The organism is Tenacibaculum sp. XPcli2-G (assembly GCF_024124505.1).
Taxonomy (GTDB): domain Bacteria; phylum Bacteroidota; class Bacteroidia; order Flavobacteriales; family Flavobacteriaceae; genus Polaribacter; species Polaribacter mesophilus.
The window spans coordinates 407790-431308 of sequence record NZ_JAMXSH010000004.1 but is presented as its reverse complement, the minus strand read 5'-3'; the positions used below and the strand labels follow the sequence as shown (position 1 = coordinate 431308).

Genomic DNA, 23519 nt, shown 5'->3' with positions numbered 1-23519 from the left:
AATTACAGCGAATTTTTTGAATATGAAAAAGAAACAAGTAAAGTTGAAAATCATCTATTATAACATTAAACAATGAAAGAATTATTAAAGCAATACGAAGAAAAGCAACCAGAAATAGTATTTAATTGGAAAGACCCTGAAACAGAAGCAGAAGGTTGGACAGTTATTAATTCATTAAGAGGAGGTGCTGCTGGTGGTGGTACACGTATGCGTAAAGGATTAGATAAATACGAAGTAATGTCACTTGCTAAAACTATGGAAGTGAAATTTACGGTATCGGGTCCAGCAATTGGAGGAGCAAAATCAGGGATTAATTTCGATCCGCACGATCCTCGTAAAAAAGGAGTTTTAGAGCGTTGGTATAAAGCTGTTGCTCCATTATTAAAAAACTATTATGGAACAGGAGGAGACTTAAATGTTGATGAAATTCATGAAGTAATTCCGATTACAGAAGATAGTGGAGTTTGGCACCCGCAAGAGGGAGTTTTTAATGGACATTTCAAGCCTACCGAAGCAGATAAAATTAACCGTATTGGTCAGTTACGTCATGGAGTTATTAAAGTGTTAGAAGATGAAAGTTTATCACCAAGCGTAGCCAGAAAATATACCGTAGCTGATATGATTACTGGATATGGGGTTGCTGAAGCAGTTCGTCATTACTACGATATTTATGGAGGAACAGTAGAAGGAAAGCGTGCTGTAGTACAAGGTTTTGGTAATGTAGGTTCAGCAGCAGCGTATTATTTAGCACAAATGGGAGCTAAAGTAGTAGGAATTATAGATCGTGTTGGAGGAGTTATTAAAGAAGAAGGATTCTCTTTTGAAGAAATTCAAGAAATGTTTTTAAATAAAGATGGGAATACGTTAGTGTCTGAAAACATGATTCCATTTGAGGAGATGAATGAGCGTGTTTGGAATCTTCCTTGTGAAGTTTTCGCACCGTGTGCAGCTTCAAGGTTAGTTACTCAAGAGCAAATTAACCAGATGATAAATTCAGGATTAGAAGTTATTTCTTGTGGAGCAAATGTTCCATTTGCAGATAAAGAAATTTTCTTTGGATCTATTATGGAAGATACTGATAAAAAAGTGAGTTTGATTCCAGACTTTATTTCAAATTGTGGTATGGCAAGAGTATTTGCTTACTTTATGGAACGTAGAGTAGAAATGACAGATCAAGCTATTTTTGAAGATACTTCAAATACTATTAAAAAAGCGTTACAAAGAACACATGCTAAGAGTGCTGCAAAAACACAAATAAGTGAAACAGCTTTTGAAATTGCATTAAAAGAACTAGTATAAAGTTCTTTTTTATGACTTCAGAAATACTGTTATTAAGTAATTAAGCATAATAAAAGTAAAAGTCTTCCTTCATTGTTAAAAGTAAGGAAGACTTTTTACATCAAACAATTTTAAATAAAAGAAATCGTTAGTTAAATAGCGAAAACATAATATAAATTCTAATTTAGTATTCATGCTATTATTTCAAGAAACTCAGGAGTTGGTAGAGGAAGTACCTCAAGAAAAAACGTTATCAATCTATAATTTAATTATGGACGGAGGTGTAGGCGGTCAAATTATTATCGCTTTGTTATTCGTGTTGTTAGCCGTGGCTCTTTACATTTATTTTGAACGTTTTTTTGCTATTAAAGAAGCATCAAAAGTAGATGTTAATTTCATGGACCAAATTAGGGATCATGTAACGAACGGAAGAATAGATAGTGCTAAATCACTTTGTGATAATACAGTTACGCCAACAGCCAGATTAATAGGAAAAGGAATTTCTAGAATAGGAAAACCTCTTGAAGATATTAATACAGCAATAGAAAATGCAGGAAAACTAGAGGTTTATAAGCTAGAAAGAAATGTGTCAGTATTAGCAACAATAGCAGGAGCTGCTCCAATGATAGGTTTTTTAGGAACTGTAATTGGAATGATTGTTGCGATTCATGAAATAGCAAATTCAGGAGGACAAATAGATATTAAAATGTTATCGGATGGCTTGTATACAGCAATGACAACGACAGTTGCTGGGTTAATTGTAGGGATTATAGCATATATAGCTTATAACCATTTAGTAGTTCGTACCGATAAGGTTGTTTATCAAATGGAAGCAAAATCTGTTGAGTTTTTAGATTTATTAAACGAACCGGTATAATGAATTTACGAGGAAGAAATAAAGTCAATCCAAACTTCAATATGTCATCAATGACTGATATTGTTTTTTTGTTGTTGATATTTTTTATGTTAACATCAACATTGGTTACAGTAAGTGCCATTGATGTCTTGTTGCCTAAAGCTGGAGGTAAAACTGAAAATAATACATCAGTAGCAGTAACCATAACAAATGATGCGTCATTTTATATAGACAAAACAAAAGTTAGTAACGTAAATTTAGAAAGAGAGTTGTTAACCAAAGTAGGTGTAGATAAAAAGAAAACAGTGGTTATTCGTGGTGATCAAAATGTGCAATATAAAAATGTAATGCAGGTGATTGATATTGCGAATAGAAACAAGTTAAAAATGATTTTAGCTGTTAAAGGTAAATAAATGACAGTTTTAGATACCCAACATAAACGTAAATCAGCTGTGATAACAGCAGTTATTCTGATATTATTTGTTATTGGAATATTCAATTACGGAATGAAATATCTCGATCCACCAATTGAATATGGTATAGCGATTAATTTTGGTACCTCTGAAGTAGGAAGTGGAGAGCCTGTTGAAAAAACTAAAGCACAAGCAACACCACAACTAGAAGAGGTTGTTGAAGAGCAAGTAGAAGAAACCCCAGAGGAAACAATAAAAGAAGAAATTATTACAAGTGATACTGATGAAGAAGTTCCAGTGGTTGAAAAAAAGGTTGAAAAGAAAGAGGCTGTAAAAGAAACTTCCAAAGAAGAAAAGCCTAAAGAAAAACAGAAGCCTAAGCCATCAAAAGAAACAACTGATGCTTTAAATAGTTTGTTAAACGGAACATCAAAAGATGGAGCTAATTCTGGCGAAGGAGATGATAAAAAATCTGGTGTAAAAGGAAATGAAAATGGAGACCCAAATTCAGATAAATATTACGGGAATTCAGGAAGTGGTTCAGGAGGTAATTATAACCTAGCAGGAAGAAAAGCTTTGTCAAAACCTATTCAAAAACCAGACTGTCAAGAAGAAGGTACGGTAGTGGTAAGTATTGAGGTTGATCAAAATGGAAAAGTAATTAAAGCAACTCCAGGAGCTAAAGGGACTACAAATTCAGCATCATGTTTATACGATGCAGCAAAAAAAGCAGCATTAAAAACAAAATGGAATGCAGATGGAAATGCACCATCAAAACAACGAGGAACAATTATCTATAAGTTTTCTCTTTCAAAATAAATACATCTATTTTTTACACTAAAATATTAAGATGACTTATCAACAAGTATTAGATTGGATGTTTGCTCAGTTACCAATGTATCAACGTCAGGGACAAACAGCATTAAAAAAAGATTTAACTAATATCATAGCATTGTGTGATGAGTTAGATAATCCACAAAAAAAGTTTAAAACCATTCATGTAGGAGGAACGAATGGCAAGGGATCTACTAGTCACATGGTAGCTTCTATATTACAAGAAGCAGGTTATAAAGTAGGATTGTATACTTCACCTCATTTAAAAAACTTTACTGAACGAATTCGAATCAATGGAAAAGAAATTTCAAGAGATTCTGTGGTTAAGTTTATAGAAAAGAATAAGATCTTTTTAGAAAAACAAGGGGTATCTTTTTTTGAAATGACGGTAGGAATGGCATTTGAAGAATTTGCGAATCAGAAAGTAGATGTTGCTGTTATAGAAGTAGGTTTGGGAGGAAGGTTAGATTCTACTAATATTATTATGCCTGAAGTTTCGGTAATAACCAATATAGGACTGGATCATACTCAGTTTTTAGGAGAAACATTACCAGAAATAGCGTTTGAAAAAGCAGGGATTATAAAAGAAAATGTTCCAGTAGTTATTGGTGAGCGTCAAAAAGAAACGGAAAATGTTTTTAACACTAAAGCGGAAGAATGCGAAGCACCAATAGTTTTTGCTTCTGATAAAACTCAAAACTATACAACGGATTTACTAGGAGACTACCAAAAACACAATGTAACGACGGCGATAACTACGATTCAGCAATTAAAAGAATTTGAAGTTTCTGAAGAAAATATTAAAAACGGATTGTTAAATGTGATAAAAAACACCAACTTAAAAGGACGTTGGCAGGTGTTGCAAGAAAAACCAAAAGTGATTTGTGATACAGCACATAATAAAGAAGGATTGTTTTATACATTGGAGCAATTAAAAAAAGAAAATTATAAGCAATTACATATTGTTTTAGGTGTTGTTTCAGACAAGGATTTGAGTGAAATTTTACCAATGTTTCCTGAAAAAGCAAAATATTATTTCTGTAAACCAAATATTCCTCGCGGGTTGTCAGTAGATAAATTAAAAGAGCAAGCAAGTGAGTTTGGATTGATGGGAGAGATGTTTCGTTCTGTAAGTCAGTCACTTGAAAAAGCAAAAGTAAATGCGTCTAAAGAAGATATGATTTACGTGGGAGGGAGCACATTTGTGGTAGCAGAAATTTTATAGAAAAAAATGTAAAAAAGTTATTGTTAATCTCTAAAACTGTTATATATTTGCACCCGCAATTGACAAGTAAGGGCGCGTAGCTCAGTTGGTTCAGAGCACTTGGTTTACACCCAAGGGGTCAGGGGTTCGAATCCCTTCGCGCCCACAACTCTTACAAAAGTTTAATTGCAAACGGGCGCGTAGCTCAGTTGGTTCAGAGCACTTGGTTTACACCCAAGGGGTCAGGGGTTCGAATCCCTTCGCGCCCACTGTAAAGTCTCATCATTCTTGATGAGACTTTTTTATTTTATAATCATCTCATTCATGCAATTTTTTGTAGTTTTGTGAACTTGAACAATCTTTAAAGAGACTACGTAGTGAATAAGAAAATAGCAATAATTGGGTTAGGGTATGTAGGATTGCCATTAGCAAGGTTATTTGCGATGAAGTATTCTGTGGTTGGGTTTGATATAAATAAAACAAGAGTAGAAGAACTTAATAAAAGTATTGATGTTACTAAGGAAGTAGATTCAGAAGAACTGTTGTCTGTAATACAAAGTGAAAAAACAGAAGAGAAAGGTTTGTTTTGTACATCTCAAGTTGACGATATTAAAGACTGTACTGTTTTTATAGTAACAGTTCCTACACCAGTTGATAAAAATAACAGAGCGGTTTTAACCCCGCTGATAGATGCAAGTAAAACTGTAGGAGGAGTTTTGAAGAAGAATGATGTTGTTATTTATGAGTCAACAGTGTATCCAGGGGTTACAGAAGAAGTGTGTGTACCTGTGTTGGAGGAAGTTTCTGGGTTAAAGTTTAATAAAGATTTTTTTGCAGGATATTCCCCTGAAAGAATTAACCCTGGAGATAAAAAGAATACCATTGAGAATATTTTAAAGGTTACTTCTGGTTCAACATTAAAAATTGCAAAATTTGTAGATGATTTATATAGTTCAGTAGTTACTGCAGGTACTCATTTAGTTTCGAGTATAAAAGTAGCTGAAGCTTCAAAGGTAATTGAAAATTCTCAGAGAGATATTAATATTGCTTTTATGAATGAATTAGCGAAGATTTTTGGGTTTATGAACATTAATACTCAAGAAGTCTTGGAAGCTGCAGGAACAAAATGGAATTTTTTACCATTTAAACCAGGATTAGTTGGAGGGCATTGTATTGGAGTAGATCCATATTATCTAGTGCAAAGAGCAGAAGAGTTAGGGTATCACCCTGGAATTATTTTAGCAGGAAGAAGGATGAATGACGGAATGGGGGAGTATGTAGCTTCTCAAGTGATTAAATTAATGATAAGTCGTGATATCAAAATAAAAAATGCTGATGTCTTAGTTTTAGGCATTACATTTAAAGAAAATTGTCCAGATGTTCGTAATACTAAAGTGGTAGATGTGGTTCGTTCGTTAAAAGAATATGGAGCAAAGGTGACAATTTATGATTCTTGGGCAAATATTGATGAGGTTAAAAAAGAATATGGATTACAATCAACAAACAAATTGCCAAGTAAAAAGTACGATGCTATTGTGTTAACAGTAGCACATGAAGAGTATAAAAAAATAGACATTCTTTCTTTAAAGAAAAAAGATTCAGTAGTTTATGATGTTAAAGGGATTTTGTCAAAAAAAATAGTAGATAAAAGTTTATAGTGAAGAATTTTGCACTCATAGGAGCAGCTGGTTACATCGCTCCACGACATTTAAAGGCCATAAAGGATACTAATAATCTGTTGATTGCTGCATTGGATAAAAATGATAGTGTAGGAATTATTGATAGTTATTTTCCTCAAGCAGATTTTTTTGTGGAATTTGAACGGTTTGATCGTCACGTAGAAAAATTGAAAAGACAGCAAAATATTCAGTTAGATTATGTGAGTATATGTACCCCAAACTATTTACATGATTCTCATATACGTATGGCATTACGTAGAGGGTCAGATGCTATTTGTGAAAAACCTTTAGTGTTGAATCCATGGAATGTAGACGCTTTAGAAGCAATTGAAAAAGAGTCAGGAAGTAAAATTAATACAATACTTCAGTTACGATTACATCCTAGTATTATAGCACTGAAAAATAAAATTGAAAGAGAGAAAAAGGAAGAAAAGTATGATGTAGATTTAACTTATATAACTTCACGAGGAAATTGGTATGATATTTCTTGGAAAGGAGATGAAAGTAAGTCAGGAGGAATCGCAACCAATATTGGAGTGCACTTTTTTGATATGTTGTCTTGGATTTTCGGAAATGCACAAGAAAATAAAGTACATATAAGAGAGAAACACAAAGCTTCAGGCTATTTAGAGTTTGAAAAAGCACGGGTACGTTGGTTTTTATCAATTGACGAAGCCACCTTACCAAAAGAAATTCAAGAAAAAGGACAACGTACCTATCGTTCTATTACTGTGAACGGAGAAGAAATTGAATTTAGTTCAGGTTTTACAGATCTCCATACTATAAGCTATCAAGAAATATTAAAAGGTAATGGTTTTGGTTTGCGAGAAGCAAGACAATCAATTGAGATAGTACACGATATTCGTAATTCTAAATTAATAAATACAGGAGAGAAGCATTATCTTTTGTAATATATATATTTGTAAAAAAAATAAAGTAGATAAAAGAAATGAAGCTAGCTGTTATTGGTACAGGATATGTGGGGTTAGTATCTGGAACATGTTTTTCAGAGATGGGGAATAAAGTGACTTGTGTAGATATTAATCAAGAAAAAATAGATAAGCTTCATCAAGGAATTATTCCCATTTATGAACCAGGCTTAGAAAAAATGGTGTTGAAGAATGTAGAAAAGCAGAATTTATTCTTTACTACTAAATTAGAAGAAGCCATTAATGAATCTGAAATTGTTTTTATAGCGGTTGGAACTCCAATGGGAGAAGATGGGGCGGCAGATTTACAATATGTATTAGCTGTAGCTAAAGAGATAGGTCAGAGAATGGATGACAGATTGATTGTTGTTGATAAATCTACTGTGCCAGTAGGAACAGCAGATAAAGTAAAAGCAACAATACAAGCAGAATTAGATAAAAGAAAAGCAACGCTTGAATTTGATGTAGTGTCTAATCCTGAGTTTTTAAAAGAGGGAGATGCTATCAATGATTTTATGAAACCTGATAGAGTAGTAATAGGAGCAGAATCTGATTATGCCTTTGATAAAATGCGTCAACTATATACACCTTTTACTATGTCGCATGAACGTTTTATTGCTATGGATGTTCGCTCAGCAGAAATGACCAAGTATGCAGCAAATGCAATGCTGGCGACAAAGATATCCTTCATGAACGAAATGGCAAATATCTGCGAGCGAGTTGGAGCTGACGTAAATAATGTTCGAGCAGGAATTGGTTCAGACTCAAGAATTGGATATAGTTTTATTTACCCTGGTGCAGGGTATGGAGGTTCTTGCTTTCCAAAAGATGTAAAGGCTTTAAAGAAGATAGCTGAAGAAAACGGATATGAAGCAAAATTGATTACGTCAGTAGAGGAAGTAAACAATCGTCAGAAGTTTGTGATAGCTGATAAAATTATCAATAAATTTGGAGAAGACTTATCAGGGAAAACTTTTGGTCTTTGGGGATTGGCATTTAAGCCAGGAACTGATGATATGCGTGAAGCACCAGCAATTTATGTGGTAAAAGAACTAGTAAAGAGAGGAGCTAAAGTACAAGCATATGATCCTAAGGCCATGGAAGAGGCACAGCATTTTTATTTAAAAGATGTAGAGAATGTTGACTATAAAAATGCAAAGTACGAGGTGCTAGATAATGCAGATGCGTTGATTTTATTGACAGAATGGAAAGAATTCCGTTCACCAGATTTCTCTGAGATTGAAAAACAACTGAAAACTCCAGTTATTTTTGATGGAAGAAATCAATATACTACCTATGGATTGGAAGAAAAAGGATTTGAATACTATCAAATAGGAAAAAACTAATGAAAATTTTAGTTACAGGAGCAGCAGGCTTTATTGGATTTCATCTAAGTCAAAAACTATTAGAGTTAGGGCACACAGTTGTAGGAATAGATAATATCAACGATTATTATGATGTCAATTTAAAGTATGCTCGATTAAAAGAGTTAGGAGTTGAAAGAAAAAGTGCTGAGGTATACTACAAAGAAATAACTAGCAGTACTAGTGAAAAATTTAAGTTTATCAGACTAAACTTAGAAGATAAAAAAGAATTATTTCAGTTATTCACTACAGAAAGCTTTGATGTTGTATGTAATTTAGCAGCACAAGCAGGTGTTCGTTATAGTATTGAAAATCCTAATGCTTATATTCAAAGTAACATTGTTGGTTTCCTAAATATTTTAGAATCTTGTAGGCATCATGAGATTAAACATTTAGTGTATGCAAGTAGTTCAAGTGTTTATGGAATGAATAAAAAGGTACCTTTTTCAGAAGAGGATATAGTCGATAATCCTGTGAGTTTGTATGCTGCAACAAAAAAGAGTAACGAATTGATGGCACATACCTACAGTTATTTATATAAAATACCAACAACAGGATTACGTTTTTTTACTGTATACGGGCCTTGGGGAAGACCTGATATGGCACCGATACTATTTGCCGATGCCATTTCAAATGATCGTCCAATCAAAGTGTTCAACAATGGTGATATGGAGCGCGATTTTACTTATATAGATGATATAGTAGAAGGAGTGAAAAGAGTAATAGAGAAGCCTGTTGAAGAAAGAGACTTGTATAAAGTTTATAACATAGGAAATAATGATTCTGTAAAATTGTTAGAATTTATTACTCAGATTGAAACGAGTATAGGAAAAGAAGCTACTAAAGAAATGTTACCTATGCAAATGGGGGATGTGAAAAAAACTTGGGCAAATGTTGATGGATTAATTAAAGATTATAATTACAGTCCTAATACAAGTTTAAGTAAAGGAATAAAAGAGTTTATTAATTGGTTTAAAGTTTTTTACATTGGAAGTTAAAATGTTATTTAAGAGAATTCTGTTACAAATATTTCTAGCTACTTTTTTGGTGTTAGCTAGTGCTGAGGGACAAGCCCAAAATATTCAGAATCAAATGAGTCAAATAGAAGTTGATGATTTATCTGATGAACAAGTAGCTAAGTACTGGGAAAAAATAAAAGAAGAAGGATATACTCTAGATCAGGCTTTAGCAATAGCAAAAACAAGAGGAATGTCCGAATTACAAGCTCAAAAGCTTAGAGCGAGAATAGAGACGCTTAAAAGTAAACCACTAAATAAAAAAGAGGAAAATGAAGAAGAACCACAAGAAGAAGTAGATAGTACTCAACTTCTTTTTGGGTTAACAGGAGAAGAAGAAAAAAAGGAAGAAAAAAAAGAAGAACTCTTCGGATATGACTTTTTTAATAATCCAAATATTTCGTTTACACCAAATTTAAATATAGCTACACCAGAGAATTATATAATAGGAGCGGGAGATGTAGTTTCAATTGATCTTTGGGGTGCTGCAGAGGTAAATTATGAGAAAAAAGTAAACAAACAAGGAGCAATAAATGTAGAAGGTGTTGGTTATATTCAATTAATAGGATTACCAGTTAGTGCTGCAAAATCTAAAATAAAAAATTACCTAAAAAGAATCTATGCAGGAATAGGAGCTTCTTCTAGTAGTTATAATAAAGTAAATATAGCTGTTTCTATAAAAGAAGTAAGAAATGTTCAAGTGAATATCGTAGGAGAAGTGAAGGTCCCAGGGTCATATTCAATTAGTGCTTTATCCACAGTATTAAATGCTTTATATGCAGCAGGAGGGCCAACAAAGAATGGTACTTTCAGAAGGATCCAGCTTTTTAGGAGAGGAGTGAAGGAAGCTGATTTTGATTTTTATCAGTTTTTAGTAAATGGTTCAGAAGAAGGAAACATAACGGTTCAAGATCAAGATGTTATAATAGTAAAACCTTATGAAAGTAAAATTACTATTGAAGGAGCCGTTAAAAGACCAGGTATTTTTGAGATGAAAACTGAAGAAAGTGTAAAAGACTTATTAAATTATTGTAGTGGTTTCACCTCAAATGCATATAGACAAAAAGTTGTTATAGAGAGAATTAAAGGGGTTCAAAAAGAGATTGTAGAGGTTTCAAAAGATAATTTTGATTTAGTTAAAATAAAAGACGGAGATTATATCAAAGTAAATGAAATAGTAGACGAGTTTTTGAATAGAGTTAGTATTGGTGGGGCTGTTTTTCAGCCTGGTAACTACGAATATAAAGAAGGAATGACTGCTTCTAACTTGTTACTAAAAGCTGAAGGGGTAACCAAAGAAGCCTTTTTAGATAGAGGTATTATTGTAAGAACACATGATAAGAGTGATAAGGAAACGCTATCTTTCTCTCCAAGAAAGGCAATGGAAAATAAAGAACATATACTCTTAAAAGAAAGTGATAGTATTTACATTTTCACGAAAGAAGAATTGAAAGAAAAAGAGTTCATCACAATTAATGGAGCAGTGAATAAAGAAGGGGAATTTGATTACATGAAAGGAATGCGTGTTGAGGATTTAATAGTATTAGCGGGAGGATTGAAAGATGGAGCGGATGCAAGCATGATTGATGTATCTAGAAGACTGAAAGATGGAAGTTTTGAAACGGTTAGTGAAAATTTTGATTTAAGTGCAAGTAAAAATCTAGGTACTGATCATTTAGATAATTTTGTACTAAAACCGTTTGATATTGTTTCTGTAAGATATTTAAAAGGATATACTGAACAAAAAAGAGTAACTATTACAGGAGAAGTTAATTTTGAAGGGGAATATTCAATTGGTCAAAAAAATCAAAGAATTTCTGATTTAATAGAACAAGCTGGAGGTTTAACAAAATACGCTTATGTAGAAGGTGCTTTTTTAACAAGAAAGAACAATGAAGAGGAAGATGAAAAGCAATCAGACTTTATAGCTGACTTTGCCCAAAGAGATTCATTATCTAGTAATGTTGAACAGCGTATAAAAAAGAAGAAAGATTTTAAGATTGGAATAGAGTTACAAAAAATATTAGCCTCAGGAGGAAAAAAGTCAAAATATGATATAATTTTAGAAGAAGGAGATGAGTTATTTATTCCTTCTGAAAGACAAACCGTAAAGGTTGAAGGAGAGGTATTGTCACCATCATTGGTGAGATATGAAAAAGGGAAATCATTTAAACATTATATAGAAAACTCTGGAGGTTTTTCAGAAAGTGCAAAAAAGAGCAGAGCATATATAGTGTATGCAAATGGAGATATTAGAACAACAAAAAAGTTTTTGTTCTTTAAATCATATCCAGATGTAAAACCAGGCGCAGTTATTTTAGTCCCTAAAAAGCCTGAGGTAACAAATAAAGTTACAACCCAACAAGTAATAGCTATAACTACAGGGTTGGCAACCTTAGGAGTTTTGGTAAAAACGTTGACAGAGAAATAAAAAATAAAAAATATGAAGCAAATAATAGGGATAATCGGTTTAGGATATGTAGGGTTACCACTAGCCAGACTTTTTGCTACTAAATATAAGGTAGTAGGTTTTGATATAAATACGATTAGAGTTGATGAATTAAAGAGAGGAATTGATAAAACTCTTGAAGTTAGTGAAGAAGAATTAAAGAGTGTAATTACTTCTGACTTATCAGAAGATAAAGGATTGTTTTGTAGTTATGATTCAAAAGATCTTTTAGATTGTAATTATTATATAGTAACTGTTCCAACCCCAATTGATAAAAATAACAGGCCTGTTTTAAAACCATTACTAAAAGCAAGTAAATTAGTAGGTAATGTTTTAAAAGAAGGAGATGTAGTTATTTATGAATCCACTGTGTATCCTGGGGTTACAGAAGATGAATGTGTACCTGTTTTGGAAAAGTATTCAGGTTTAAAATACAATGAAAAATTTTATGTAGGTTATTCCCCTGAAAGAATTAATCCTGGAGATAAAGTTCATACTTTAGAAAAAATTTTGAAAATAACTTCAGGATCTACAAAAGAAACAGCTAATAAAGTTGATAAATTATATAAGTCTATTATCGAAGCAGGGACACACTTAGCATCTTCAATTAAGGTAGCTGAAGCAGCAAAAGTTATCGAAAACTCACAAAGAGATATCAATATAGCTTTTGTAAATGAATTAGCTAAAATTTTTAGTCTGATGAAAATAGATACACATGAAGTTTTAGAAGCTGCAGGGACTAAATGGAACTTTTTGCCATTCAAACCAGGACTTGTAGGAGGACATTGTATAGGAGTAGACCCGTATTATTTAGCTCAAAAAGCAGAAGAGTTTGGGTATCATCCAAGTATCATATTGTCTGGTAGAAGAATGAATGATGGTATGGGGGAATATGTTGCTTCCCAGGTTGTTAAGTTGATGATAGGTAATGGGATTATCATAAAAAACTCTGATGTTTTAATTTTAGGCTTTACTTTTAAAGAAAATTGTCCTGATGTCCGAAATACTAAGGTTATAGATGTAGTTAAAAGTTTAAAAGAGTTTGGTGTTAATGTTACTATCGTTGATCCCTGGGCAAATGAGATAGAAGTAGAAAGAGAATATGAGTTAAAGACTTACCAAAAAGAGCCCACGAATCAAAAATATGATGCAGTAGTTTTAGCTGTTTCGCATAACGAATTTAAAGAAATTAACCTTGATAAGTTATGTACTCCTAATGCTGTTGTATATGATGTAAAAGGAGTGTTGCCTAAGAGTTTGGTTAATAGAAGATTATAATAATATTTTGTGTTTTTAAAAAAGAATAATCAATAGTGTTTTAGTAATAGAATTTTTTTAGTAAAAAAAAAGTTAATCAATGGGCGATATATTGTTTTTTGTAAATCTTTTAAAGAAAGAAAAGAAAATATTATTTCTTGTTTTAATATTATGTTTAGGTTTTGGTATTGGATATTTATTGTTCGTACCAAATAAATATATTGCAAAAACAACTTTCATAACGCAATCATCCAAGAGCACAGGTGCTCCGGGTTTGGGGAATTTAGCCGCAATTGCAGGAGTTCAATTAGGAGCCTCAGGAGATGCAGAACTGATAAGTCCCAATTTGTATAAAGAAATAATACATAGTAATAAATTTCTTCATAGGTTAATTAATATAAAATTTATAGACCCAGTTGACGGTAAGAAAAAGAAATTAAAAAAAATATATATAATAAATATTAAAGACACGGTTGATTCGGCAACCGTTGATGACGATATCAAGATTTTTAAAATATCAAATACGGACTATTCTTTATTTAAAATATTAAGGAGACAAATAAATATTAATTACATAGAGGAAGAAAATAAATTTCTATTTTCAGTAGAAAATGAAAACCCTATACTCGCTGCTAATTTATTAGCAGTGAGTAAAAGTATATTACAAGAGACCATAATTCAGTATAAATTAGATAAAGCAAAGCAGAATCTAGTTTACATAAAGAAAAATTTTGAAGAGAAGAAAAAAGAATTTTTAAGTATACAAAGAAATTTAGCCTATTTTCAGGATAATAATAGAGGTCTTATAACAAAGTCATCACAAGCTAAATTAACAAAGCTTAAGTCAGAATATGATTTAGCGTTTACATTGTATAGTGAATTAGCAAAAAAAGTACAGTTACAAGAACTTAAGATAAAAGAGGACATGCCTGTTTTTATAACCATCAAAGAGGTAAGTATACCTAATGAAAAATCATCTCCTATTTATAGAAATGTACTAGCCATATCATTACTGCTAGGGTTATTATTGGGTATAATAGTTATAATGTTCAATAATCTAAAAATAATAATGAATGAATCACCTAGACTTAATAAATAGAACACAAAAATTGTTTGATAAAGATATAAATGAAAATGAAAAGAAGTTATCGAAAATAGTATCTTCCTCGAAATTTTTAGTTTTAGGAGGGGCTGGAACTATTGGTCAAGCTGTAGCAAAAGAAATATTTAAAAGAAACCCACTTAAATTACATGTAGTAGATATAAGTGAAAACAATTTAGTAGAATTAGTACGTGACTTAAGAAGTTCTTTAGGATACATTTCAGGAGAGTTTAAAACATTTGCTTTAGATATTGGTTCTATTGAGTATGATGCCTTTATAGAATGTGACGGAGTGTATGATTATGTACTTAACTTATCTGCTTTAAAACACGTTCGAAGTGAAAAAGATCCGTTTACATTGATGAGAATGATTAATGTAAATATATTAAACACTATAAAAACAATTGATCAATCTATTATTAGTGGAGTTAAAAAATATTTTTGTGTTTCAACAGACAAAGCAGCTAACCCAGTAAACATGATGGGAGGTTCCAAAAGAATAATGGAAATGTTTCTAATGCAAAAAAGCAAGCAGATAGAGATTTCAACAGCAAGATTTGCTAATGTTGCATTTTCAGATGGATCCTTATTGCATGGTTTTGATCAAAGATTAAAAAAAGAGCAACCGTTAGCTGCACCATCAGATGTAAAACGTTACTTTGTAACTCCCCAAGAATCAGGTGAATTGTGTTTAATGTCCTGTATTTTTGGAAGTAATAGAGATATTTATTTTCCTAAATTAGATCAAGGGCTTCATTTAATCACATTTTCAGAGATAGCAATAAAATACCTTGAAAGTAAAGGATATAAACCTTTTCTTGTCGATAATGAAGAGGAAGCTAGAGAAAAGGTAAAAGAGCTTATAAAGGATAGGAAATGGCCTTGTTTATTTTCGAAAAGTAATACTACAGGAGAAAAAAGTTTTGAAGAGTTCTTTACAGAAAAAGAAGAATTAGATTTAGAAAAACATTACAATTTGGGAATTGTAAAAAACAATGCGATTTTTAATGAGTCTAAGTTATTAAATTTTTTAAATGTTGTTCAAGCATGGAGAGAAAATAGGAATTGGACAAAAGAAGAGGTAGTAGCATTGTTTCATGAAATGATACCTAATTTCGGTCATGTTGAATCCCATAAATATTTAGATAGCAAAATGTAATTATGATAAACGAAACAATAAAGTTTATAAGAAGTACTTTTAATAGTAAAGACTTTATTCCATTGCACGTTCCAATATTTAGGGGTAATGAGAAAAAATTTATAGAGGACTGTATTGACTCTACGTACGTGTCAAGTGTTGGAGAATATGTTAATCTCTTTGAAAGTACACTTAGTAAGGTTACAAAGACTAAAAAAACTGTAGCTGTTGTTAATGGAACAGCTGCTTTACAAATAGGGTTAAGACTAATAGGGGTTAAAAAAGGAGATGAGGTTATAACTCAAGCTTTAACATTTGTAGCAACAGCTAATGCAATTGCGTATAATAATGCAACTCCCATATTTTTAGATGTAGATAAAGATACTATGGGATTGTCACCACAAGCTGTAAGAGATTTTTTAGAGGAGTATGGAGACTTAAGAGAGGATGGTTGTTATAATAAAAAAACAGGGAAAAAAATATCAGCATGCATGCCAATGCATACCTTTGGTTTTCCTGTTCATTTAGATGAACTTATAGCAGTTTGTAAAGAATGGAATATTCCTATTATAGAAGATGCAGCAGAGTCCTTAGGAAGTGAATATAAAGGGAGACCGACGGGGAGTTTTGGCAAAGTTGGAGCAATATCATTTAATGGTAATAAGATAATTACCAGTGGAGGAGGGGGTGCTGTTATTACAAATGATTTATTATTGGGTGAAAGAGCAAAATTTCTTACAACTACAGCTAAAGAACCTCATAAGTATGAGTATGTACATAACGAATTAGGGTATAATTTTAGAATGCCTAATTTAAATGCAGCTTTAGTATGTGCACAATTAGAGAACCTAGATGATTTCATAGATGAAAAAAGAAAGTTAGCAGAGAGTTATGATATGTTTTTTACTAAGAAAGGGGTTAAGTTTAGAAAAGAGCCTGCTAAAACTAGAGCTAATTATTGGTTAATGAGTATTGAATTAAATAATAAACAAGAAAGGGATTTATTTTTAAACTCCACAAATGAAGCAGGAGTTATGACAAGACCAATTTGGCAATTAATGTTTAGGTTGCCTATGTATAAAAATTGTCAGAAAGATAGTCAAAAAAATGCTTTGTTTTTAGAAGAAAGAATAGTTAACATACCAAGCAGTGCAAGGAACAAATAAAACCATTCAAAACTGAAGATTATGAAAGAAGATAAAAAAAAGTTTGCTGTGTTAATATCTGGATTTGGTAGAGGAGCAATACAGCTGATTTTGGACTCTAAACTAGGTTTCGTTAAAAATGAATTTAAGCTAATAATAAGTTCTAAAGAAGGTTCTAAAGCATTAGAGGTCGCAGAGCAAAATAAGATTAACCATCGATTAATTAAATTTAAAGATTATCATAATAAGCAAGAGTTCGAAAATGAAATATTATCGGTGTTGGATTATTTTGGCATAGATTTTATTTTTTTAGCTGGATGGAATTATATTCTAACAAAAGATTTTTTACAAAAATATAATAAACCAATATTAAATATACATCCTTCATTATTGCCAAGTTTTAAAGGGGCAAAAGCTATAACTAAAGCTTTAGAAGCTAAAGTGGAAGTAACAGGAGTCACTACCCATTTTGTAAATGAAAACATTGATGAAGGTGAGATAATTGAGCAAAGAGCCATAAAAATAGAAGAAAAAGATACCTTTGAAGATTTAGATTTCAAAATATTTAAAGCAGGTTCAGAATTAACTGTAAGTACAATTAACAAAATGTGATCTCTAAGATGGAAAGTTTTAAAGTATTGAGTAGTCTAGAAAAAAAGGAGTGGAAAGAGGTAATTAGAAGGTTGGGAAATGATACTTATTATCAATACGAATATTATAAATTATATGAAGATTATGGAGATGGTGAAATGTTTTGTTTCGTTTATGAAAATAAAGATAATTTTATAGCATATCCTTTTTTGAAAAATAAAATTACCCTTTTGGAACAAGAAGGGAGTTATTATGATATTGAAGGTGCATATGGTTATAATGGTTTATTAACTACAACTAATGAAACTAAAGTTATAAATAGTTTCTATGATATGTTCACAAAGTATTGTGAAAAAGAAAATATAATAGCAGAGTTTACTAGGTTTAACCCTTTATTAAATAATCATAAATTATCCAAAAATTATTTAGATATACTATTTGACCGTAAAACAGTTTGTATTGAAGTAGAGAATCATGACTATGATTTTTTTTATCAAAACTTTTCCAACTCTTGTAAAAGAGCAATAAAAAAAGCAAAAAAAGAGGGAGTTACTGGGAAAGTAATAGAAAAGCCAACGAAAGAAGACTTGTTACTTTTTTTTGATATTTATACAGAAAACATGAAAAGGGTGAATGCCTCAACTTATTTAATGTTTAATAAGCAGTATTTCTTGAGTATGGATAAAATAGAAGATGTGGTAATTTATTATGCAATTATTAAAGAGAAAGTGATAGGAGCCTTTTTATGCTTTATAAATAAGGAACATGCACATTATCATTTAGGAGCATCAAGAACAGAGTTCCTTAATTTCAGACCTAATAATTTCTTATATAACGAATTTATAAAGTCGGCAATAAATAGAAAAGTTTCTAAAATCCATTTTGGCGGAGGGAGAACTATTTCGGAAGATGATAGTTTACTAAAGTTTAAATTAATGTATTCAAAAAAGACAAAAGACTTTTTTATAGGAAAAAAAATACATAACGAATCTATTTATAAGAAGGTCATACAAATTTGGGAAAAAAAATATGAAGAGTTAATAGGAACGTCGAATAACTTATTAAGATATAAAATCACAGTAAATAATAAAAATGGATAATTTATCTAAAATAAAAAAAATTTCAATAAAGGATAGTGCTACAATTTTAGAGGCATTGAAATTAATGGATTCAGCTGAAAAAAAAATGCTGTTAGTCTTTCAGCAGGATGTTTTTACTGGAGTGTTGAGTATAGGAGATATACAAAGAGCAATTTTAAAAGGAGAAGAATTTAGTGTTAGAATAGAAAATATCTTAAGAAAGAAAATAACATTAGGAAAAACTTCAAATACAATATCTGATATAAAAAAAGAAATGTTAGATAAGAAAATAGAATGTATGCCTGTTGTTAATGAAAAAGGAGAACTAGTAAATGTTCATTTTTGGGAAGACTTTTTTAGTAAAGAAGTTAAGAGAAATAAAGAAAGTCTTAACTGCCCTGTCGTTATTATGGCAGGAGGAAAAGGAACTAGATTAAAACCTATAACAAATATAATTCCAAAACCTTTAATACCAATAGGGAACAAAACAATAATAGAGGAAATAATGGATTGTTTTGTAGGCATAGGTTGCCAAGATTATTATTTGTCTGTAAATTATAAAGTAGAAACAATTAAGCATTATTTCGACCAATTAAAGAACCCTAATTATAATATTAATTATTTTCAAGAACCAAAACCTCTTGGAACTGCTGGCTCGATGTACCTCTTAAAAGGTAAAATAAAAAAGACTTTTTTTGTGTCTAATTGCGACATTCTAATTAATCAAGATTTAGAAGATATTTACAATTACCATAAAAAAAATAATAATGCCATAACGATGGTTTCTGCACTAAAACATTTTAAAATTCCTTATGGTACTATTAAAACAGGTAAGAAGGGAATGTTTAAAGAAATGACCGAAAAGCCAGAGTTAACTTATCAAATAAACACTGGTGTATATATATTAGAACCATTTGTTTTAGATTTTATACCAGAGAACACATTTTATCATATTACAGATTTAATTGAAAATATTCATGAAAGAGGTCATAATGTAGGAGTTTTTCCAATAAGTGAAGGATCTTGGAAAGATATTGGACAATGGGACGAGTATTTAAAAATGATAGGAAAATGAGACTCCTAATAGTAGGAAATAGAAAACACCAATTAATAAGAGGTTTAATTTCAGAAATAAAACAATACTATAAATTAAATAATAAAAAGGTTATAATCGATGTTTTGTCTCAAGAAATAGAAGATGTAAAAAAGTCAGATGAAATATTTGATAATGTTTATACTTTGAGACTACCAAAAATCTTAGGAAAATTCAGAACTCTCAGAGGGCTTTTTAAACAGTTATTATTTAGATATAGAGTTAAAAGTTTGCTAAGTAATTATGATATAATCCATGTCCATTACATGGAAGATATAATTTTGAGGGATGTAGATTGTTTTCTTAAAAATATAGAAGGTAAATTAGTTGTTTCTGTTTGGGGAAGTGATTTTTTAAGAGCTACAAAAGAAAAGAAAGAAAAGATATTAAAATTATTAAATCAAGCAAAATTTATAACTATATCTAACTCAAAAATAGAAAAAAGTCTTAGAAACTATTATAAAGAAAGTTTATTAAATGATAATATTACTACAAATTATTTTATAATAGAACCGCTATATGTTTTAAATGAAATAAAAAAAAAATACACAAAAGAAGAGAGTAGTAAACATCTAAGTTTAGATAATAATAGAATTATAGTAACGATAGGCTATAATGCTAGTATAATGCAACAGCATTTAAAAATTTTAAAAGTTTTAGAGCAGGAAGATAAGTTGAAATATCATAGAAATAAAATTAAAATAGTATTTCCTGTAACATACCCAAAGAATGAACCCTACATAAAAAAAATAAAAGAAAAAGCAAAAAAGTCTTGTTATAAAATAGAGTTTTTAGAGAGGTTTATGACAAACGAAGAAGTTGCCCATCTAAGGAATGCAACAGATATTATGGTGCAGCTACAAACTACAGACATGCTTTCTGCATCTATGCTTGAACATCTTTATGCAGGAAATAAAGTAATAACAGGAAATTGGTTACCCTATGATGAATTGAGAGATATGGGGTTAGTTTTTGACAGTGTAGATAGTATAGAAAACCTACCTTTAACACTATTAAATGCGATAAACAAGATCAATTTAGATAATAATAACAATGAAGAAATAATAAATGTTTTTTTTAAGAAAGATTTATTAGTGAAAAAGTGGACTAAATTATACAATATAAAGAATGAAAAAGGTAATTAAAAAGTTTTTTAATTTTTTTTTAAACAAGAAGAAAACAAAATTTAAAAGAGGTAAAAGGTTTTATAGTAATTCGTTAGTTGATACATTAGTTCCTGAATTCGTGGAAATTGGAAATAATTTTATCTCAGCTCCTGGTTCAATAATTTTAGCTCATGATTCTAGTACCTTCCTTTTCACAAAGAAATATAGAATAGAAAAAACGATAATAGGTGAAAATGTTTTTCTAGGGGCTAATAGTGTAGTTATGCCAGGTGTTACTATAGGTAATAATGTTATTGTTGGTGCAGGTTCTATTGTCACAAAGGATGTAAATGATAATGCTGTAGTAGCTGGTAATCCAGCAAAGTTTATGTGTACTATAGAAGATTATTGTACAAAATGCGAAAACAAGAATGTTTTATATGATGTAACAGAAGATATGTTAATAGCTTATGAAAAAGGAGAAAGGTTTAATGAAAAAATTTTAGAGGGGTTTAGGAAGTTAGTTAATTTAAAGGCTAAAAATGAAGTTTAATAAGGTATTAAATATAATAGGTGAAATTGATGTTTGTTGTGAGTTTGAAAATATTTTTTCAAAAAATGAAGGGTTTTTAGTAACTAATGTAATATCAGAAGAATACTTTTTTGAAATGACAGGGGAATCCATGTATTATGCGTTAAAAGAGTATGAGGTTGATTCGGGTATTAATCAGAAAGAAAAGAAAAGAAAGATAGTTAAAGCCATAATAAAAAGAAAAGAATATTGTGGGGGCATTTTGTATCATAATTCCTTTAAAGGAGGAAAAGATACACAATTAAGATCAACAAGTGCTGCCATAAGAACATTACTAGCAGGACAGAAAGATGGGATTTGTTTTAAAAAAGACCTAGAAGAGGTTGTTAACCATCATTTCTCATACTTTTTTAAATGGGGAAATGGAATATGGTTTTGTCACGATACTTCAGAAAAAGAAGGAAAAACTCCAATTAGTCATATAAAGACTAAATATTGGAAAAAAGAAAAAAGAAATACATTAACATTAAATACACATATAGACTCATTAACAACATTATTATTGTTACTCAGAGATGATAGCACCTATATAGATAATGTGCAATACATAAATAAAGCAAAGAAGGCAATAATATCTATTAATAAGATATTTGAAACAATTAATAGAAAAAGTAAAGTAAATCTTTTTTTACAAAATGTAGATAATTACCTATTTGAACATTATCTACGAAAAGTTGAGAATAAAAATATTTTTTATTTGATGTACCAAAAAATAATTCACCCGTTATTTTTCAAAGTTGTTTCTCCAACACTATTCTTTAAAAATGGATATATAGGAAGAGACCTCGCTATACCTGATATTCATATAGATTATTTATTGGTTAATATAGCAGATTTTTTAAGATTGCTAGTGGTGTATGATTCATTGTCAGAAAAAAAGAAAGAGAAAATAAATGTAGACCTTAACAAAGAAAAGTTATTAAAAGTGGTAAATAAAGCCATAGATTTAATACACAAAAGCACTAATTTTCAAAACTATATCAATAAACATGATGTGCAAAAAGCATGGTATGCAGAGGTTTTATATTTGTCTAGCTTTTATAATAATAAATACTTAGAACAGCTAAAGGCCATTAAGGAAAGTAGTTTATACAATTTAGAAACAACGGTATTTGCTGAATCAATAAATAAGAATGGCAGGTTTTAAAACATTTATAAATGGTTTTGTTAAGAGAGGAGGACTAATAGTATTTCTTTCAACTTTTTTAGGTAAGTTTATGACTGCTTTTTTATCTATTGCTGTTGTTAGAATTGTATCAAAAGAGGAATATGCAGATATAGCTTATGTGTTATCTTTTTATGCCATATTAATTATATTTTCAGGTTTGGGAGGTAATTACTCATTGTTGAGATTTGGGGCTATAACTAAATCAATTTCAAAAAGAAAAGAATATTATAACTATACTTTAAAACAAGGAAGTAAATATGCATTATGTTTAGTGTTAGTAACAATATTTTTTGTTATAATTTTGCCTTATTTCACTTTCAAAATAAAAATACTTTTAATATTAATGTCATTTGGCCTAATGACTTTCTACTGGTTGGATGTATTGAAAAGTTACTTCCGTATTATTAATATTAATAAAATGTTTGCTAAACTGAATGTTTATTTTAGCATTGTGTCTTTTGTGTTAACGGTTTCCCTAGTTTACTTTTTTTATTCATATGGTTATATTTTAGCATTAACATTAGCTCCTTTGATTGTTTTCTTATTATTTCATAATCAAGTAAAAGCAGTTTCAAAAAAAATAGAAATTAACAAGAAAGAATTTTGGGGATATGGATTACATACAAGTGTTAGTGGTTTTGCTAATCAAATTATATTTTCAATAGCACCTATTTTAATAGGTTTTCTGTCTTCGGATACTACAGAAATAGCAACATTTAAGGTAGCGACTATAATACCTTTTAACTTATTGACACTACCTGGTATTTTAATGCAGTCAGATTTTACAATGTTAGCTAGAAATTATAACTCAAAAAAAGTATTGAAAGACTACTATATTAATTACTTGAAAATAATACTACCACTAGCTTTAGTATGTTTTTCTGTGTCTATTTTTTTTGCTAAAGATATTATTGTTTTTCTTTTTGGTAAAGAATATGAAGATGCAATACCCATGTATAAAATATTCATGGTAGCTACTTTTTTTACTTATCTGTTAAGGAATCCTACAGGAAATATATTATTAGCTATTGGTAAAGCTAAATGGAATGGATATAATACATATGTGTTTTGTATACTTTATGTTTTATTGTCGATAGTTTTATACCCTATTTATAATGTTTACTCTTTAGTATATGCCTTAGCATTTGTTTTTGTTGTATCAGGGGTAGTCTCTCTAATCTTGTTTTTGTTTTATTGCAAACAGTTAGATAAATAAATATTTTAAG

The 23519-nt window shown here is 30.4% G+C and carries 21 protein-coding genes and 2 tRNA genes; all 23 read left to right on the top strand.

Annotated elements, in window-relative coordinates; all coding sequences use genetic code 11:
* The first annotated feature begins 72 nt into the window (after positions 1 to 72).
* Positions 73 to 1299, top strand: coding sequence for a Glu/Leu/Phe/Val dehydrogenase dimerization domain-containing protein (locus NH341_RS12930; RefSeq protein WP_159616332.1), 1227 nt, complete (start codon positions 73 to 75; stop codon positions 1297 to 1299).
* A 172-nt stretch (positions 1300 to 1471) separates the two neighbouring features.
* Entirely contained in the window at positions 1472 to 2155 is a 684-nt protein-coding gene (locus tag NH341_RS12925) for a MotA/TolQ/ExbB proton channel family protein (RefSeq protein WP_047790255.1), read from the top strand.
* Positions 2155 to 2547 (top strand): biopolymer transporter ExbD, encoded by a 393-nt coding sequence (locus NH341_RS12920; RefSeq protein ID WP_159616334.1) that lies wholly within the window; start codon positions 2155 to 2157, stop codon positions 2545 to 2547. Before NH341_RS12925 ends, NH341_RS12920 begins: the two co-directional genes overlap by 1 nt.
* Positions 2548 to 3366: an energy transducer TonB gene (locus tag NH341_RS12915; protein WP_253057135.1), complete on the top strand. Its 819-nt coding sequence runs from the start codon at positions 2548 to 2550 to the stop codon at positions 3364 to 3366.
* A 31-nt stretch (positions 3367 to 3397) separates the two neighbouring features.
* Positions 3398 to 4606, top strand: a complete 1209-nt coding sequence (locus NH341_RS12910; RefSeq protein WP_253057134.1) for a folylpolyglutamate synthase/dihydrofolate synthase family protein — start codon at positions 3398 to 3400, stop codon at positions 4604 to 4606.
* Between the two features lie 70 nt (positions 4607 to 4676).
* Positions 4677 to 4751, top strand: a tRNA-Val gene (locus NH341_RS12905).
* A 28-nt stretch (positions 4752 to 4779) separates the two neighbouring features.
* A tRNA-Val gene (locus NH341_RS12900) sits at positions 4780 to 4854 on the top strand.
* Between the two features lie 108 nt (positions 4855 to 4962).
* Positions 4963 to 6243 carry a nucleotide sugar dehydrogenase gene (locus tag NH341_RS12895; RefSeq protein ID WP_159616347.1) on the top strand — a complete coding sequence of 427 codons (1281 nt, stop codon included), beginning with the start codon at positions 4963 to 4965 and terminating at the stop codon, positions 6241 to 6243.
* Positions 6243 to 7175 carry a Gfo/Idh/MocA family protein gene (locus tag NH341_RS12890; RefSeq protein ID WP_159616349.1) on the top strand — a complete coding sequence of 311 codons (933 nt, stop codon included), beginning with the start codon at positions 6243 to 6245 and terminating at the stop codon, positions 7173 to 7175. The genes NH341_RS12895 and NH341_RS12890 overlap by 1 nt, the downstream gene beginning before the upstream one ends.
* A 38-nt stretch (positions 7176 to 7213) precedes the next feature.
* A complete protein-coding gene (locus tag NH341_RS12885) occupies positions 7214 to 8539 on the top strand; it encodes a UDP-glucose/GDP-mannose dehydrogenase family protein (protein WP_159616360.1) in 1326 nt (441 codons plus the stop codon).
* Positions 8539 to 9555 carry an NAD-dependent epimerase gene (locus tag NH341_RS12880; protein ID WP_159616362.1) on the top strand — a complete coding sequence of 339 codons (1017 nt, stop codon included), beginning with the start codon at positions 8539 to 8541 and terminating at the stop codon, positions 9553 to 9555. The genes NH341_RS12885 and NH341_RS12880 overlap by 1 nt, the downstream gene beginning before the upstream one ends.
* A 94-nt stretch (positions 9556 to 9649) precedes the next feature.
* Entirely contained in the window at positions 9650 to 12004 is a 2355-nt protein-coding gene (locus NH341_RS12875) for an SLBB domain-containing protein (RefSeq protein ID WP_253057132.1), read from the top strand.
* A gap of 12 nt (positions 12005 to 12016) precedes the next feature.
* Positions 12017 to 13300 (top strand): nucleotide sugar dehydrogenase, encoded by a 1284-nt coding sequence (locus NH341_RS12870; protein WP_159616374.1) that lies wholly within the window; start codon positions 12017 to 12019, stop codon positions 13298 to 13300.
* 79 nt (positions 13301 to 13379) lie between these two features.
* A complete protein-coding gene (locus NH341_RS12865) occupies positions 13380 to 14378 on the top strand; it encodes a Wzz/FepE/Etk N-terminal domain-containing protein (protein ID WP_253057130.1) in 999 nt (332 codons plus the stop codon).
* Positions 14353 to 15540 carry a UDP-N-acetylglucosamine 4,6-dehydratase gene (locus NH341_RS12860; RefSeq protein ID WP_159616378.1) on the top strand — a complete coding sequence of 396 codons (1188 nt, stop codon included), beginning with the start codon at positions 14353 to 14355 and terminating at the stop codon, positions 15538 to 15540. Before NH341_RS12865 ends, NH341_RS12860 begins: the two co-directional genes overlap by 26 nt.
* A gap of 2 nt (positions 15541 to 15542) precedes the next feature.
* Entirely contained in the window at positions 15543 to 16685 is a 1143-nt protein-coding gene (locus tag NH341_RS12855; protein WP_159616380.1) for a LegC family aminotransferase, read from the top strand.
* 21 nt (positions 16686 to 16706) lie between these two features.
* The gene (gene purN / locus NH341_RS12850) at positions 16707 to 17276 is read left to right on the top strand and encodes a phosphoribosylglycinamide formyltransferase (protein WP_159616382.1); all 570 of its coding nucleotides are present in this window, start codon (positions 16707 to 16709) and stop codon (positions 17274 to 17276) included.
* A gap of 8 nt (positions 17277 to 17284) precedes the next feature.
* Positions 17285 to 18355, top strand: coding sequence for a GNAT family N-acetyltransferase (locus NH341_RS12845; protein WP_239179982.1), 1071 nt, complete (start codon positions 17285 to 17287; stop codon positions 18353 to 18355).
* Complete coding sequence (locus NH341_RS12840) at positions 18348 to 19409, top strand: nucleotidyltransferase family protein (RefSeq protein ID WP_239179984.1); 1062 nt, start codon at positions 18348 to 18350, stop codon at positions 19407 to 19409. The genes NH341_RS12845 and NH341_RS12840 overlap by 8 nt, the downstream gene beginning before the upstream one ends.
* The gene (locus NH341_RS12835; protein WP_253057129.1) at positions 19406 to 20572 is read left to right on the top strand and encodes a glycosyltransferase; all 1167 of its coding nucleotides are present in this window, start codon (positions 19406 to 19408) and stop codon (positions 20570 to 20572) included. Before NH341_RS12840 ends, NH341_RS12835 begins: the two co-directional genes overlap by 4 nt.
* Positions 20556 to 21086 (top strand): DapH/DapD/GlmU-related protein, encoded by a 531-nt coding sequence (locus NH341_RS12830; protein ID WP_159616390.1) that lies wholly within the window; start codon positions 20556 to 20558, stop codon positions 21084 to 21086. The genes NH341_RS12835 and NH341_RS12830 overlap by 17 nt, the downstream gene beginning before the upstream one ends.
* A complete protein-coding gene (locus tag NH341_RS12825; RefSeq protein ID WP_253057128.1) occupies positions 21076 to 22272 on the top strand; it encodes a hypothetical protein in 1197 nt (398 codons plus the stop codon). Before NH341_RS12830 ends, NH341_RS12825 begins: the two co-directional genes overlap by 11 nt.
* Positions 22259 to 23509 carry an oligosaccharide flippase family protein gene (locus NH341_RS12820; protein ID WP_253057127.1) on the top strand — a complete coding sequence of 417 codons (1251 nt, stop codon included), beginning with the start codon at positions 22259 to 22261 and terminating at the stop codon, positions 23507 to 23509. The genes NH341_RS12825 and NH341_RS12820 overlap by 14 nt, the downstream gene beginning before the upstream one ends.
* The last annotated feature ends 10 nt before the right edge of the window (positions 23510 to 23519 follow it).

Bases quoted from the DNA above. Each gene is read 5' to 3' on its own strand.
- NH341_RS12930 (WP_159616332.1), top strand. From the start codon at position 73: ATGAAAGAATTATTAAAGCAATACGAAGAAAAGCAACCAGAAATAGTA.
- NH341_RS12925 (WP_047790255.1), top strand. From the start codon at position 1,472: ATGCTATTATTTCAAGAAACTCAGGAGTTGGTAGAGGAAGTACCTCAA.
- NH341_RS12920 (WP_159616334.1), top strand. From the start codon at position 2,155: ATGAATTTACGAGGAAGAAATAAAGTCAATCCAAACTTCAATATGTCA.
- NH341_RS12915 (WP_253057135.1), top strand. From the start codon at position 2,548: ATGACAGTTTTAGATACCCAACATAAACGTAAATCAGCTGTGATAACA.
- NH341_RS12910 (WP_253057134.1), top strand. From the start codon at position 3,398: ATGACTTATCAACAAGTATTAGATTGGATGTTTGCTCAGTTACCAATG.
- NH341_RS12885 (WP_159616360.1), top strand. From the start codon at position 7,214: ATGAAGCTAGCTGTTATTGGTACAGGATATGTGGGGTTAGTATCTGGA.
- NH341_RS12880 (WP_159616362.1), top strand. From the start codon at position 8,539: ATGAAAATTTTAGTTACAGGAGCAGCAGGCTTTATTGGATTTCATCTA.
- NH341_RS12875 (WP_253057132.1), top strand. From the start codon at position 9,650: ATGAGTCAAATAGAAGTTGATGATTTATCTGATGAACAAGTAGCTAAG.
- NH341_RS12870 (WP_159616374.1), top strand. From the start codon at position 12,017: ATGAAGCAAATAATAGGGATAATCGGTTTAGGATATGTAGGGTTACCA.
- NH341_RS12865 (WP_253057130.1), top strand. From the start codon at position 13,380: ATGGGCGATATATTGTTTTTTGTAAATCTTTTAAAGAAAGAAAAGAAA.
- NH341_RS12860 (WP_159616378.1), top strand. From the start codon at position 14,353: ATGAATCACCTAGACTTAATAAATAGAACACAAAAATTGTTTGATAAA.
- NH341_RS12855 (WP_159616380.1), top strand. From the start codon at position 15,543: ATGATAAACGAAACAATAAAGTTTATAAGAAGTACTTTTAATAGTAAA.
- purN (WP_159616382.1), top strand. From the start codon at position 16,707: ATGAAAGAAGATAAAAAAAAGTTTGCTGTGTTAATATCTGGATTTGGT.
- NH341_RS12845 (WP_239179982.1), top strand. From the start codon at position 17,285: ATGGAAAGTTTTAAAGTATTGAGTAGTCTAGAAAAAAAGGAGTGGAAA.
- NH341_RS12840 (WP_239179984.1), top strand. From the start codon at position 18,348: ATGGATAATTTATCTAAAATAAAAAAAATTTCAATAAAGGATAGTGCT.
- NH341_RS12835 (WP_253057129.1), top strand. From the start codon at position 19,406: ATGAGACTCCTAATAGTAGGAAATAGAAAACACCAATTAATAAGAGGT.
- NH341_RS12830 (WP_159616390.1), top strand. From the start codon at position 20,556: ATGAAAAAGGTAATTAAAAAGTTTTTTAATTTTTTTTTAAACAAGAAG.
- NH341_RS12825 (WP_253057128.1), top strand. From the start codon at position 21,076: ATGAAGTTTAATAAGGTATTAAATATAATAGGTGAAATTGATGTTTGT.
- NH341_RS12820 (WP_253057127.1), top strand. From the start codon at position 22,259: ATGGCAGGTTTTAAAACATTTATAAATGGTTTTGTTAAGAGAGGAGGA.